Source organism: Klebsiella sp. 141153 (genome assembly GCF_032601995.1).
GTDB lineage: Bacteria > Pseudomonadota > Gammaproteobacteria > Enterobacterales > Enterobacteriaceae > Klebsiella > Klebsiella aerogenes.
Genome location: NZ_JAQIRJ010000001.1, coordinates 285,886 through 299,507 on the forward strand (window position 1 = coordinate 285,886; position 13,622 = coordinate 299,507).

Genomic DNA, 13,622 nt, shown 5'->3' on the forward strand with positions numbered 1-13,622 from the left:
GCGCGAAAGTGGTTCTTTACCCGCGGTTATTGCCCGGCGGCGCTACACTTACGTGGGCCTACAGATCACATGCCGGCGTAGATACTGTTATCGATTTGCAACGGTTTTGGTCTGGGAAAAACATGTGCTTTGGGTTAATTCTGAGCACATTGCGCTCCCGGTTAATTTTTTCCGCAATATGTTTTCCGTGGCGCTGGGAGCGCACAGAGGGCGGCCAGTCGCCGCTGCCCTCTGTACTCCCGGGCTCTGGCCGCCAAAATCGCCACTTCGTGGTTCCTTCGACTTATCCCGGCAGGCTCCGGGTCGGGCCGAGGCAGCATCCCTGCAAATCACGGCCCTCAGCCCGCATCCATGCGGGCTGCCCCGGCCTTCCGGGAACGTCTCAGCGATTTTGAGGCCACCAACACCGCAGTTTCAGTAGCCATTTACAAGATAGAGATCTTAAGCTCACAACGGTACGGACCATAGATACTGTTATCGGTTTGCTACTTTTTTAAGGGGTTTTCCCGGACGCGGCGCGTTGCGCCTTCTCCGGGCTACCAAATCGCAAAGCGCTGTAGCCCCGGTAAGCGGCAGCGCCACCGGGGATTTTGAGGCTACCAACACCGGCAGTATAAATTAACGGCAGGCCGCACGGACCGTAGGTCGGGTAAGGCGTTAGCCGCCACCCGACAAAATAACGGCGCAATGGGCCTGCTGCTATGGCTGGTACGGATGTACCTGCCGCCAGTGGTCGGCAATCTGCTGGCGGGTACAAATCCACACGCGCTCATGCTGCTGCACGTAATCGAGAAAACGTTGCAGAGCGCGGAAACGTCCGGGGCGCCCCAGCAACCGGCAGTGCATGCCGATAGACATCATTTTCGGCGACATTTCGCCTTCCGCGTACAGCACATCAAAGCTGTCTTTCAGATAGGTATAAAACTGTTCAGAGGTATTAAACCCCTGAGCGGTGGCAAAGCGCATGTCGTTGGCATCGAGCGTGTAAGGCACGATGAGATGCGGTTTACGCTGCCCGTCGGCGCAAGGCACTTCCGTCCAGAACGGCAAATCATCGCCATAATAGTCGCTGTCGTAATCAAATCCGCCATGTTCCACCACCAGTTGCCGGGTGTTAGGGCTATCGCGACCGGTATACCAGCCGGTGGGCGGTTTGCCAAACAGGTCGGTCAGCACCTGCACCGCTTTATGCAGATGGTCACGCTCCTGTTCAATCGCCATATGCTGATAGTGGATCCAACGCCACCCGTGGCTGACCACATCATAGTTGGCCGCTTTGATCGCCGCGACGATATCCGGATGACGCGCCAGCGCCATCGCCACGCCAAACACCGTCAACGGCACCCCCCGCTCCTGAAAGGCATGATGGATACGCCAGAAGCCCGCGCGGCTGCCATATTCATACAATGAGTCCATTGACATATGGCGGTCGGGGTAGCTGGCAGCGCCGATGATATCGGAGAGAAACTGTTCGGAACCCGCATCGCCGTGCAGGACGTGATTCTCGGCGCCCTCTTCGTAATTAAGCACAAACTGCACCGCGATACGCGCCTGATTTGGCCACTGCGCGTGCGGCGGCTTTCCCGCATAGCCGCGCAAATCGCGCGGATACGATTCTGCTGCTGGTATCATCTCCCACCCCTTCATTTAATCATTAAACACGGCAAATTTACCGCTAAGCGTTTTACGTTCCGGATAGGCTAAATCACCGTGCTTGCCGGTTGTCAGCCCGAGCGACACCAGAGATTCAACCATCTTCACCGCCGCGCTGACGCCATCAATAACGGGTACCTGAAGTTCCCGGGTCAGTTGCTGCGCCAGGGTCGCCATGCCGCCGCAGCCCAGCACGATAGCGCCGCAGCCATCCTCCTGTAGCGCCTGAATACAGCGGGCGCGTACTTTTTCCTGCGCCACGCCGCTGCCATCTTCCAGCGCCAGCACCGGTAGATCGATCGCATGCAGACCGGCGCAATGGTCATGGAATCCATATTGATGTAGCAGGTGGCGAGCGATAATCAGCGTGCGCGGCAAGGTAGTGACCACCGAGAAGCGGGTAGCGACCAGCGTCGCCATATGCATCGCCGCTTCGGCAATACCAATAACCGGCCCCTGGGCCAGTTCACGGGCGGCCAGTAGTCCCGGATCGCCAAAACAGGCGATGACATGGCCGGAAACGCCCTGCCGCCGCCCGGCTTTAATCTGCTCCAGCACGCCGACGGCGGCGACGGCTTCGTCAAAATGTCCTTCAATCGACGGCACGCCGTCCGGTGGACAGACCGCGAGAATATCGGTTCCTGGCGACGCCGCGGCGCGGGCCGCCTCGGCGATGGTTTGCGTCATACCGGGATCGGTATTGGGATTGATAACTTGTATACAGATGGTGGACATTACCGCTCCTTATAGCCGGCGAATAGCCGGGCGAAATCGGGAACCGACTCCCCCGTGCGGGAAAAACATAAACTGGCGACGATGTGTTCAAAGTGATGGTTGAGCGCCTCGGTCAGCGCGGTTAGCGCTTTTTCGCGCAGCAGGCCGACAAGGCGCTCGTGATCATCGCAGCGGCACCCTTGCCGCCACGGCGCGCCCCAGGCGGCAATCACCAGCGATGAGCGTTGACTGAGTCGGGTGACCATCTCCGTTAGTACCTGGTTGCCGGAAATGGCCTGTAACTGAATATGAAAATTAGCGGAGTGGCGGATAGCCGCCGGGCCATCGTAGGCCTCATGCGCTAGTTGCTCCTGCTGAATAATGGCTTCCAGCGCCGCCAGATGCGGAGGCTGGCAGCGTTGCAGGACATCCGGCAGATTCGCCACTTCCAGTAGCGCGCGGGTGCGGAATATTTCCCGTGCCTCGTCGACCGTCGGACTGGCGACCTGTGCACCACGTTTGGGCGTTAATGTCACCATTTGCACAGCGGCGAGTCGTTGCAGCGCTTTGCGTACCCCCGTGCGGCTGACGCCGAACACCTCCGCCAGCGCCTCTTCCGGCAATTTGCTGCCCGGCAGCAGCTGTTGCTCGACAATCGCGGTCAGCAAGGCTTCGTAGATAGACTCATCCTTGTCATGCAGTCCGGCTGCGGCCTGCAGCGGATTTTCATTGCCCATTGGTCTACTCCACTTTCCATTTTGATATCAAATCGTATACATAAAATAAATATTTTGTATACAAGATTAACCATTCTGGCCTGAATCCTGCAACGCCTTCCGCTATCAACGGCACAACGTTTGTCTTCAGAGGAGCAGGATCCATGCCAAATACACAAAACACGCATCAGCTCAACGCCGGTGACCCGGCATCAGGCTACAGCCCGCGTCTTTGCAACGAGGATCTGGCGCCGACGCGCGAGCAAAACTGGAACTGGTACAACATTTTTTCTTTCTGGATGTCGGACGTGCATAGCATGGGAGGCTATGTGGTGGCGGCGAGTTTCTTTACGCTGGGGCTGGCGAGCTGGCAGGTACTTATCTGCCTGTTGGCCGGAATTGTTATCGTCCAGCTTTGCGCCAATCTGGTGGCCAAACCCAGCCAGATTGCCGGCGTGCCCTATGCGGTCATTTGTCGTCAGGCGTTTGGCGTCTTCGGCGCCAATATTCCGGCGGTGATACGCGGACTGATTGCTTTCGCCTGGTACGGGATCCAAACCTATCTGGCTGCGAACGCCTTGATGCTGGTGCTGCTGAAGTTCTGGCCCTCGCTGGCGGCAATGACGCAAACCTCATTGCTGGGTCTTTCATCGCTTGGCTGGCTCTGTTTCGCTACCATGTGGCTGTTGCAGGCGATGGTGTTCTGGCACGGCATGAGCGCGATTAAGCGTTTCATCGACATCGCCGGCCCGGCGGTATATGTGGTGATGCTGGCGCTGGCGGGCTGGATTGTATACAAGACAGGCCTCGACGGTATCTCATTTACCCTCGCCAGTAAGACGCTGACCGCTGGCGAGCAAAGTTGGCAGATGATCACCGCCACCGCGCTGGTGGTCTCTTACTTCTCCGGTCCGCTGCTCAATTTTGGCGATTTCTCCCGTTATGCCAGAAGCATGGGCGAAATTCGCCGCGGTAACCGCTGGGGGCTGCCGTTTAACTTCCTGCTGTTCTCGGTGGTGACTGTAGTGATCGTCTCCGGGACGCAATCTTTATTTGGCCGGATGATCACCGACCCGATTGAAACGGTGAGCCATGTGGGTAACGATCTGGCGGTGGCCATCGGCTTGCTGACCATGATCACCGCCACTATCGGCATTAATATTGTCGCCAACTTCGTCTCGCCGGCATTTGATTTTTCCAACTGCGCGCCACAAAAAATCAGCTTCCGCACCGGCGGGATGATTGCCGCCGTCGGCTCGATACTACTCACCCCGTGGAACCTGTTTAACTCCCCTGAGCTTATCCACTACACCCTGGATGTATTGGGAGCGTTTATCGGACCGTTGTTCGGCATTCTGCTGGTTGATTTCTATTTGATTAAACGCGGACAGGTATCGGTCAACGATCTGTTCGATGACACTCCGAAAGGCAAATACTGGTACCGCAACGGCTTTAACCCGAAGGCCATCGCCGCGCTGCTGCCCTCGGTAGCGGTTGGCCTGATTATCAGCTTTATTCCCGCTCTGCATGAAGTGGCCAATTTTAGCTGGTTCATCGGCGTGCTACTTAGCGGCAGCCTGTATCGCTGGATTGCCCGCGATGAGCGGCAGGCCGCTTCCTCCGCCCGCTTTACCCCCGGCGCGCTGGCGCAGAAAGAATAATCCCGCCCGGCCGCGGCATCTGTCGCGGCCTTCTGGCATTAAATTTGCAAAACATTTGCGTAATAGATATCTCCACACTCAAATAAGGCGGCAACATGCTGGAATACCACACCGCGCTACGCGGTGCGTTTTTTGATATTAGCCAACCCGCCGCCAGCGCTGACGATATCGCCCGCTACGCGCGATATATTGATGATGGCGTGCTGTTTATTTACGCCGGAAAGATTCAGGCGTTACTGCCATGGCAGGAAGGCGAAGCATTACTCGATCCACAGAAAGGCTATCGCGATCTGCGCGGTAAACTGCTGCTGCCGGGGTTTGTCGACGCCCATATTCATTATCCTCAAACCGAAATGATCGGCGCCTTTGGCGAACAGCTGCTGGAATGGCTGACCACCTATACCTTCCCGGTGGAAAGCCAGTTTGCCGATGAACGGTACGCGGCAGATATCGCCCGTTTTTTTGTCAACCAGTTGCTCAGCCATGGCACCACCACCGCGCTGGTATTTTGTACGCTTCATCCGGCGTCCGTGGATGCCCTGTTTACCGAGGCGTTGCGCCTGAACATGCGCCTCCTGGCCGGTAAGGTGATGATGGATCGCCATACGCCGGAGTATTTAACCGAAACCGCCGAACAAAGCTATCGCCAGACCCGCGAACTGATCCAGCGCTGGCACCGGCGCGGTCGTCTGGGCTACGCCATTACGCCGCGTTTCGCCCCCACCTCCACGCCGGAGCTGCTGCAAGCTGTTCAGCGTCTGCGGGAGGAGTTTCCCGATACCTGGCTACATACCCATCTGAGTGAAAACCTAAATGAAATAGCGTGGGTAAAGCAGTTATGGCCGGAGCATGAGCACTATCTTGATGTTTATCATCACTATCAATTGACCGGTGAGCGCAGCGTCTTCGCCCACGGGATCCATCTGGCGGAGAAAGAGTGGCGGTGTCTGCATGAGACCGGTTCGGCAATTGCTTTCTGTCCGACGTCAAACCTGTTTCTGGGTAGCGGGCTATTTCGCCTGCCCGCCAGCTGGCAACATCAGGTCCGGATCGGCATCGGCAGCGATGTTGGCGCCGGGACCTCCTTCAGCCTGCTGCGTACTCTCGGCGAGGCCTATAAAGTGGCGCAGCTACAGAGCTATCGCCTGCGCGCCAGCGAAGCGTTTTATCATGCGACATTGGGCGGCGCGCACGCGTTACGCCTGGATGACAAAATTGGTAATTTCCAGTCGGGAAAAGAGGCCGATTTGGTGGTTATCGACCCGGCGGTGACGCCGCTACAAAAGCTGCGCGGCGCACGCTGTCATGATGTCTATGAGCAGCTGTTCGTATTGATGACCTTAGGCGATGAACGAAACATTAGTGAGACCTGGGTCAATGGCCAACAGGTATGGTGTAATGAAGGCTGAACCGCTGCCCGGCGCTTTATTCTGGCCGGGCAGCGGACTCAATTTAACTTCCGCGATAGGTCGACCAGCCGCCGGGGGCAATTAAAAACGGCAGATGAAAATGGTCTTTGTCATCAATGGTAATCATAAAATCGATCTGCGCCTGTCGGTACAGGGTCTGGCGGCCATCGCGCGCAAACCACGATTGCAGTTCGGCCACCAGCTGATAGTTTCCGGGACGCAGCTGTCCCGTCGCCAGCTCGCCCAGACGGCCATTGCTGTCTGTCACGCCTGATGCCAGGCTGCGCCCTTCGCATAACAGGGTGACCGCCACGCCTTGTGCAGGCTTGCCGGTGGAAATATCAAGAATATGGGTGCTCAGGGTGATCATGCGCTAATAACTCCCGCCAGTCTGAGTAAGGTGATTTCACGTAATTGTTCCAGTGCCGCTTCAATTTCCTGCGCATCATTATGCGTCAGCCGTTGGGTCAGCGCCTGCAGGATCTCGGCGGCGCTGCGCCCTTTGGCGCGGATCAGAAACACGCGGTCAAAGCGGGCTTCGTAACGGGCATTCCCTTCTTTCAGCGCCCGGGCGATAGCGGCATCGTCGGCATTAACCTCCGCCTGCTCCTGGCGAGACAGCGCGGCATGCGCTTCCCCGCCTGTCGGCTTCTCTCCGATCCGCGGGTGGGCGCAGAGCGCCCGCGCCAGGTCCGCCTCTCCCCAGTGCTGCATCAGCTGTTGTGCGCGATCCGTTAAGGCCGTCAGTGTGGCATAGGGTCGCCCCAGCGCCAGCGCTTCGCGCCAGGCGGGGAGCGCCACGCAGGGTTCGAGCAGTCGCAGAGCTTGCGCCTGCGGCAGCTGATTAAAGTGGTTGAGTGTTATCATCATTGCTCCTTGCCGCTGCCGTCATGGCGGCTTTCTCTTGCGGAATAATCAGATTCAATACAATCGCCACCAGCCCGCCGCTGGTAGCGGCAGATCCAAACAGATTGCCGATGATGGGCGGGAAATGGGCAAGGAAAGCGGGAACCGCCTCAATGCCGAGGCCAAAACCAAATGCCAGGCCCACAATCAGCATATCGCGGCGGGTTAGCGGGGTCTGGGTGATAATGCGGATCCCGGCCGCCACGACACAGCCAAACATGACCATCGTCGCGCCGCCTAACACCGGCGTGGGGATCTGGCGCAGGATTTCGCCAAATGGCGGAAATAGACCAAGCAGGATCAGCAATACGCCGATATAACGCCCGACATAGCGGCTGGCGACCCCGGTCATCTGGATGACGCCGTTATTCTGCGCGAAGGTGGTATTGGGAAACGCGCAGATCGCCGCGGCGATCAGGCAGCTAATACCATCCGCGAGGATCCCGCCTTTCAGGCGTGAGCGAAACGCGGCATCATCGATGGACTGTTTTGAGATCAGGCAGTTGGCGGTTAAATCGCCGACGGCTTCAAGAATGCAGACCAGCGACACCAGCGCGACCGGTAAAAAGATGGCGCTATTAAACTGAAAGCCAAAAGGAAAGATCGCCGGCAGACGAAACCAGCTCTCGCCGACCGGCGCCAGATGAAATTTCCCGCTCAACGCGGCGGCGATACAGCCCACCGCCATGCCGACGACCACCGACGATAAACGCAGCCAGCGGTTTTTCGCGCAGCTTAATAACACGATAATCCCTAAGGTCACGCCGCCCAATGCGATATTGCCAGGGCTGGCGAAATCCTTCGCGTGCTCGCCGCCGCTCCAGTTAATAATACTGACCTTTATCAGGCTGATGCCGATTAGCGCAATGACGCTGCCGGTAATAATCGGGGTAAAGAGTTTTTTCAGCGGTTCGATAAAGCGGCTGACGGCGACCGGTACCAGCGCGGCAACAACGTTGACGCCGAACAGCATGGCCATAATGTCCTGCGGGCCGCCTCCCTGCGCTTTGACCCACATACCGCCGGCAATCGCTACGCCGAGAAAAGCGAAGCTGGTGCCCTGCATACAGATCATGCCCGCACCGATCCCCCAGACGCGGTTAGCCTGAAGAAAGGTGCCAATCCCGGAAGCTATTAGCGACATACTAATTAAATATGGCAGCCATTCGCCAAGTCCCAGCGCGGCGCCAATAATCAGCGGCGGCGTAATAATGCCGACCAGCCCCGCCAGCACGTGCTGTAAGGCGCTAAAAAAGGCCGGCAGCGGCGGGATGCGCTGCTCAAGGCCATAAAGCAGGTTGCTGTTCTGTTCATCAGACATGGGGTCACCGTCTCGTCGTGGGTAAGCGTTGACGATGTAGTGCACAAAGCAGGCCACATTGCTGGCTCCCTCTATCTTTACTCACCTAAAAATCGTTTTATCTATTATTTTTCAGTGAAATAGCTTCATTAAAGAGTGGGTGTTCCGTAACGATCGTTGGCGCAAGGCGATGAAACTTTTGATTCCTGAATTCATTTAAAGAAATCTTTGATTCATAAAAAGGCAACATTATCGCAACTTTGCCCTTCTTTGGTGCGCACTCCGCCCATCACCCTTCCATTTTCCGCTGATTTCGTATGTTCTGCTACCTGGTACGCAAATTGCTGAACCCCTTAAACAACACACCTAAGGGGAAGACAATGAAAGCAATCGTGATTGGCGCGGGAATCGGCGGCTTGAGCGCCGCGGTGGCGCTCCGTAACGCAGGCATCGGATGCGAAGTGTTCGAAGCGGTAAAAGAGATTAAGCCGGTTGGCGCCGCGATTTCTATCTGGCCCAACGGCGTCAAGTGTATGAACCGCCTGGGGATGGGCAAGATCATCGACGCTTACGGCGGCCCGATGCATTATCTGGCGTATAAGGAGTATCAACGCGGAGAAACGCTCACCCGCTTCAGCCTCGCGCCGCTGGTTGAACGTACGCAGGGCCGCCCTTCGCCCGTGTCGCGAACGGAACTGCAGCGCGAGATGCTCGATTTCTGGGGGCGTGAGCAGGTGCAGTTCGACAAGCGGGTCACCCGCGTGGAGGAGCATACCGACGGCGTAACCGTCTGGTTTACCGATGGTAGCGAGGCGCACGGCGATGTGGTCATCGCCGCCGATGGCAGCCATTCGGCGCTGCGGCCATATGTGCTCGGCTATACGCCGGAACGCCGCTATGCCGGTTACGTTAACTGGAATGGTCTGGTCGATATTGATGAGTCCATTGCTCCCGCCGATCAGTGGACGACGTTTGTTGGCGAAGGGAAACGCGTGTCGCTGATGCCGGTGGCGGGCGGACGCTTCTACTTCTTCTTCGATGTGCCGTTGCCGGCCGGATTAGCGGAAGATCGCCTCACCCTGCACGACGATTTAACCCGCTACTTCACCGGCTGGGCGCCGCCGGTGCAAAAGCTTATCGCCGCCCTCGACCCGCAGACCACCAACCGGATAGAAATTCACGATATTGAACCTTTTGATAAGCTGGTACGTGGCAAGGTGGCTCTACTGGGCGATGCCGGACACAGCACCACGCCGGATATTGGCCAGGGCGGCTGCGCGGCGATGGAGGACGCGGTCGTGCTGGGGAATGTACTACGCGAAAACAGCGATATTGTCACCGCGCTGCGCCAGTACGAAGCATTGCGCTGTGAACGGGTGCGTGACCTGGTGCTCAAAGCGCGTAAACGCTGTGATATCACCCACGGTAAAGATATGGCGTTAACCAAAGCCTGGTATCAGGAACTGAAAACGGAAACCGGCGAGCGTATTATCAATGGCTTGTGCGAAACCATTCAGGGCGGGCCATTAGGCTGAGAGTGAGCAGCGCTACGCATCTCCTCCATCACCAGCGTGAGTTTTTGAATCGCCATTTGCGCCGGACGAGATAGCTGGCGCGATGGCGCGGTGCATAGCGCCAGGGTCAAAGGCCGCAGCAGCTTATTACGTAGCGGCACAAACGCCAGCGAACCGTTGTTTACCTCGTCCTGCACGTCCAGCAGGCTCAGCACCGCCACCCCGCCGCCTTTAAGCACCAGCGATTTAATCAGACGAATATCATTGCAGCTAACGGTGTTGGGCGGCGAAAAATCATAATGGCGATAGAGCATTGCCACTCGGTCATGCACTATTAACGGCGCGCCGGGAATAATATGCCGTTCATCGCTAAGTTCCCCCAGCGAAATCGCGGGCGCAGCGGCAAAAGGATGGTGCGGATGCAGTACCACCCCGACTTCCATTTCAATAAACGCCAGTACGTTGAGACCCGCCTGACCTTCAGGATCGAGGATCAGACCAAAATCGACATCGGCCTGACGCACTCTGTCGCTGATGCTCTGGCTATCGGCGACCTGCAACATCAGTTCCAGCCACTCGCACTGGTTGATAATCTCTGCCAGCGCCGCGGCAAAGCTCCCTTCGGCTAGCGCCTGCACCATACCGACATTCACCGTTCCGCATTTTAGCCCCTGCAGTTCATCAAATTTCTGTTGGGTTACGCGAAACTCTTTTTGCCAGCGCAGCAGATTGTCGTACAGCAACTCGCCTGCGGTGGTCATCCGCAAACCTTCCGGCAGCCGTTCAAACAGCGGCGTGCCGAAGGACGCTTCAGCCTGCAGTATCTGGCGGTTAATCGCCGAAGCCGAAATATGCAGTTTTTCCGCCGCCCGACGCAGGCTGCCGCTGCGGGCCACTTCCATAAAATAGCGAGCAAAGCGTGAGAAAGGACTCATTGGTTACCTGTACTGATTTTTGCAACGAGTAGCTGAATTAATGCTGATGGATGTCAACACCCTACTATGGCAACAATTAACTCACAACAATTAAACAATCACTTTAGCCATCAGGAAGCAAAACGATGAACAGACAACCGCTCACGCCCCCCGCGCATTGCACCTTTGAACCCCAGGACTGGCTGCGGCTGGCAAAATGCTGGCATCCGGTGGCGCGTAGCGCGGATATCGGCCCGCAACCGGTGAAGGCCACCCTGCTGGATGAAAAGCTGGTAATCTATCGCCTGCACGAACGCGTAGTGGTCGCCCGCGACGCCTGCCCCCATCGCGGGGTACCATTGACGTTAGGCTTTCATGACGAAGAAGGTATCATTTGCCCTTATCACGGCCTGCGCTTTGGGGAAGATGGCCGCTGTAACCGAATCCCCTCCAGTCCAAATCAGCCGATACCGGCGAAATTAAATCTGACCAGCTACGCGGCGGAAGAGCGCTATGGTCTGGTGTGGGTCTGTCTCGATTATGATGCTGACAATCCCCTGCAGTTACCGACTATGCCGCACTGGGCAGACGACGGATTTCAGCAACTGACCTGCCCGGCTTTTGAGGTCAATGGCTTCGCAGGCCGTCAGGTTGAAGGGTTTCTTGATGTGGCGCATTTTGCGTGGATCCATACCGACACCTTCGCCGATGCGGATAATCAACAGGTTCCTGACTACCTGCCTGAGGAAACGGAAAATGGGTTTGTCGTCGACTACTGGAGTACGGTCGGCAATTATCCGGCAAGCGCCGGCTACCGTGCTCCAGAGGGTTTTCAATGGCTGCGTCGCTTTGAGATGCATTTGCCCTTTACCGCCACCCTGACGATTCATTTCCCCGGCGAAGCCCGGCTGGTAATTATGAATGCCGCCTCTCCCGTCTCATCACGGATCACGCGAATGTTTGCCCCTATCGCCCGCAATTTCGACCTGCATGTGCCGGTGGAGGAAGTCTACGCCTTCAACCTTCGCGTGTTTGAAGAAGACCGGCTGATGGTAGAGAGCCAGCGTCCGGAGACGCTACCTCTGGATCTTACCCTGGAAGCACATATTCCTGCCGACCGTAGCTCAATTGCCTACCGTCGCGGCTTGAAGCGGCTGGGTTTCGGTGAATTTTTCCTGGTCTGAGCAAGGAGTTATATGATGAGTACTCTGATTGAGGTGGTTGTCGATGGTCTCTGGCGCGAAGGCGAACATAATCTGGCGGTCAGGCTGGTGACGGCTGACGGCGGTCCATTACCCGCATGGCAGCCCGGCGCCCATATCGATCTGCATCTGGCGAGCGGCGTAACCCGTCAGTATTCACTCACCGGCAGCCACAGCAGGCTGGAGCGTTATCTGATTTACGTGGCGAGAGCGGCAGAATCGCGCGGCGGTTCGCGCTACATCCATGAGACGCTGCGACCGGGTCAGAGGCTGATGATATCACCGCCGAGAAATCAGTTTGCCCTGCAGACGGCGCGACACGTCACACTACTGGCCGCCGGGATTGGCATTACGCCGCTGTATAGCATGGCGCGGGCGTTAGCGGCGCAGGGAAATCCGTTTACCTTACAGTATTACCTCAAACGCCTTGAAAACGGCGCCCTGCTAGCCGCGATTGCCCGCAAGCTGGCGCCAGAAAACGTGAGGATTTATAGCTCCGCTGAAGGCGGGAGCCCGCGAGAAAATCTGGCTGGCAGATTGAGCGTTCCTCACCGTGAGGATCGGCTTTACGTGTGTGGTCCGGCGGGATTTATTGCCGCCGCGCGCCAGGCGGCGGCAATACAAGGCTGGCAGGCTGAGCAGATCCATGAAGAGGCATTTCAGGCGTCAATGCCCGCGAACGACGCCCGGCCAGAAGAGACGTTTACGGTGACGCTCGCCTCTTCTGGCCAATGCTGGCCCATTGCCGCCAATCAAACCATCGCGCAGGTATTGCAGGAAAATGGTGTGGCAGTGCCGCTCTCTTGTGAGATGGGAATTTGCGGCGCCTGTCTGACCAGGGTGGTTGAGGGAGAGGTGGACCATCGTGATACGGTGCAGTCAGCAGCAGAAAAATGCGCCATCGTGCAGCATGTCGCGCTGTGCTGTTCCCGCAGCCGCAGCACGAATCTGCTCATTGATTTATAAAATAAGGCCAGGCGAAAACTGCCGGTTGTTGCCGCCCTTTTCTAACGTGAAGCGCGGCGCAGCATTTGGCGCTGAATATTAAGCTGTTTTCGCCAGACCCTGTTATGTAAATAAAGGGCGTTTGCACGGTAAAAAGTCTGGCTATTTATGCATCGGATACAGCCGAAAATGAATAATAGTCCCAGCACGGCGCTGATGAGAAATCCCAGTTTGAGTCCGGCGCCGAATAATGCCCCGAGGCAAACAGAAAGAAAATAAACACTCGCAACCAGACTACTAAAAACCATCAAAGCCAGTGATAATTTAAGCGCCAGAAAATTGCCTCTGGCAACGAAGTACATCGCCAGAACCATTACCAGACTATAAATTAGCGATACAGGCACAATCGCCGCCATCACGGCATACTGCGGCAGCCCAAATAGTTCGAACATCGTCAGGCAGAGATAAGGTTGAGCCAGGGCAAAAGCGAACATGCTCAGAATCATTGCCCCTATCAGCGGTATTCCTGACATATGCCAGCCGACCGGAATACCCATCCGGTCTTTTAATCTGTCTTTAAGCTTTTTAAGCTGCTGCGGATCGTGGGTTTTTATTCTGTCCCTGACGACCGCACTGAGCAGCAAACTGTATTTAATGAACTTCAGCATCCTCTGAACATCCTGTTGTC

13 protein-coding genes are annotated in these 13,622 nt (G+C 56.8%); 5 read left to right on the forward strand and 8 right to left on the reverse strand.

What is annotated here, in order from left to right; all coding sequences use genetic code 11:
- Positions 1 to 699 precede the first annotated feature (699 nt).
- The 3 genes from puuE to PGS10_RS01440 are packed head-to-tail and all read right to left on the reverse strand — an operon-like array spanning position 700 to position 3,104.
- A complete protein-coding gene (gene puuE, locus PGS10_RS01430; protein ID WP_316422281.1) occupies positions 700 to 1,632 on the reverse strand; it encodes an allantoinase PuuE in 933 nt (310 codons plus the stop codon).
- A 15-nt stretch (positions 1,633 to 1,647) separates the two neighbouring features.
- Positions 1,648 to 2,388: an allantoin racemase gene (gene hpxA, locus PGS10_RS01435; RefSeq protein WP_063415306.1), complete on the reverse strand. Its 741-nt coding sequence runs from the start codon at positions 2,386 to 2,388 to the stop codon at positions 1,648 to 1,650.
- Positions 2,388 to 3,104, reverse strand: a complete 717-nt coding sequence (locus PGS10_RS01440; protein ID WP_015705421.1) for a GntR family transcriptional regulator — start codon at positions 3,102 to 3,104, stop codon at positions 2,388 to 2,390. The genes hpxA and PGS10_RS01440 overlap by 1 nt, the downstream gene beginning before the upstream one ends.
- A 143-nt stretch (positions 3,105 to 3,247) precedes the next feature.
- On the opposite strand from PGS10_RS01440, the gene PGS10_RS01445 reads away from it, so the two are divergent.
- Both PGS10_RS01445 and guaD read left to right on the forward strand, forming a co-directional pair.
- Positions 3,248 to 4,744: an NCS1 family nucleobase:cation symporter-1 gene (locus tag PGS10_RS01445; RefSeq protein ID WP_045394361.1), complete on the forward strand. Its 1,497-nt coding sequence runs from the start codon at positions 3,248 to 3,250 to the stop codon at positions 4,742 to 4,744.
- A 95-nt stretch (positions 4,745 to 4,839) separates the two neighbouring features.
- Positions 4,840 to 6,153, forward strand: coding sequence for a guanine deaminase (gene guaD, locus PGS10_RS01450; protein WP_316422282.1), 1,314 nt, complete (start codon positions 4,840 to 4,842; stop codon positions 6,151 to 6,153).
- 43 nt (positions 6,154 to 6,196) lie between these two features.
- Here the strand turns inward: guaD and uraH are convergent, their stop codons facing one another.
- From uraH to PGS10_RS01465, 3 genes are read right to left on the reverse strand one after another with little or no spacing between them, the layout of a single operon-like run.
- Complete coding sequence (gene uraH, locus PGS10_RS01455) at positions 6,197 to 6,523, reverse strand: hydroxyisourate hydrolase (protein ID WP_047048387.1); 327 nt, start codon at positions 6,521 to 6,523, stop codon at positions 6,197 to 6,199.
- On the reverse strand, positions 6,520 to 7,020 hold the full coding sequence (gene uraD, locus PGS10_RS01460) for a 2-oxo-4-hydroxy-4-carboxy-5-ureidoimidazoline decarboxylase (RefSeq protein ID WP_047056833.1): 501 nt from the start codon (positions 7,018 to 7,020) through the stop codon (positions 6,520 to 6,522). The genes uraH and uraD overlap by 4 nt, the downstream gene beginning before the upstream one ends.
- Entirely contained in the window at positions 6,998 to 8,380 is a 1,383-nt protein-coding gene (locus PGS10_RS01465; protein ID WP_316422283.1) for a nucleobase:cation symporter-2 family protein, read from the reverse strand. The genes uraD and PGS10_RS01465 overlap by 23 nt, the downstream gene beginning before the upstream one ends.
- Positions 8,381 to 8,739: 359 nt before the next feature.
- Between PGS10_RS01465 and hpxO the strand changes: the two genes are divergently transcribed.
- The gene (gene hpxO / locus PGS10_RS01470; RefSeq protein ID WP_316422284.1) at positions 8,740 to 9,894 is read left to right on the forward strand and encodes an FAD-dependent urate hydroxylase HpxO; all 1,155 of its coding nucleotides are present in this window, start codon (positions 8,740 to 8,742) and stop codon (positions 9,892 to 9,894) included.
- Here the strand turns inward: hpxO and hpxR are convergent.
- The gene (gene hpxR / locus PGS10_RS01475; RefSeq protein ID WP_316422285.1) at positions 9,873 to 10,808 is read right to left on the reverse strand and encodes a LysR family hpxDE operon transcriptional regulator HpxR; all 936 of its coding nucleotides are present in this window, start codon (positions 10,806 to 10,808) and stop codon (positions 9,873 to 9,875) included. The genes hpxO and hpxR overlap by 22 nt on opposite strands.
- A gap of 125 nt (positions 10,809 to 10,933) precedes the next feature.
- Between hpxR and hpxD the strand changes: the two genes are divergently transcribed.
- Positions 10,934 to 11,971 (forward strand): molybdenum cofactor-independent xanthine hydroxylase subunit HpxD, encoded by a 1,038-nt coding sequence (gene hpxD / locus PGS10_RS01480; RefSeq protein WP_316422286.1) that lies wholly within the window; start codon positions 10,934 to 10,936, stop codon positions 11,969 to 11,971.
- Positions 11,972 to 11,986: 15 nt separating this feature from the next.
- Positions 11,987 to 12,955, forward strand: a complete 969-nt coding sequence (locus PGS10_RS01485; RefSeq protein WP_316422429.1) for a PDR/VanB family oxidoreductase — start codon at positions 11,987 to 11,989, stop codon at positions 12,953 to 12,955.
- Positions 12,956 to 12,996: 41 nt separating this feature from the next.
- On the opposite strand, the gene PGS10_RS01490 is transcribed toward PGS10_RS01485, so the two are convergent.
- A complete protein-coding gene (locus tag PGS10_RS01490) occupies positions 12,997 to 13,602 on the reverse strand; it encodes a hypothetical protein (RefSeq protein WP_316422287.1) in 606 nt (201 codons plus the stop codon).
- Positions 13,603 to 13,622 lie beyond the last annotated feature (20 nt).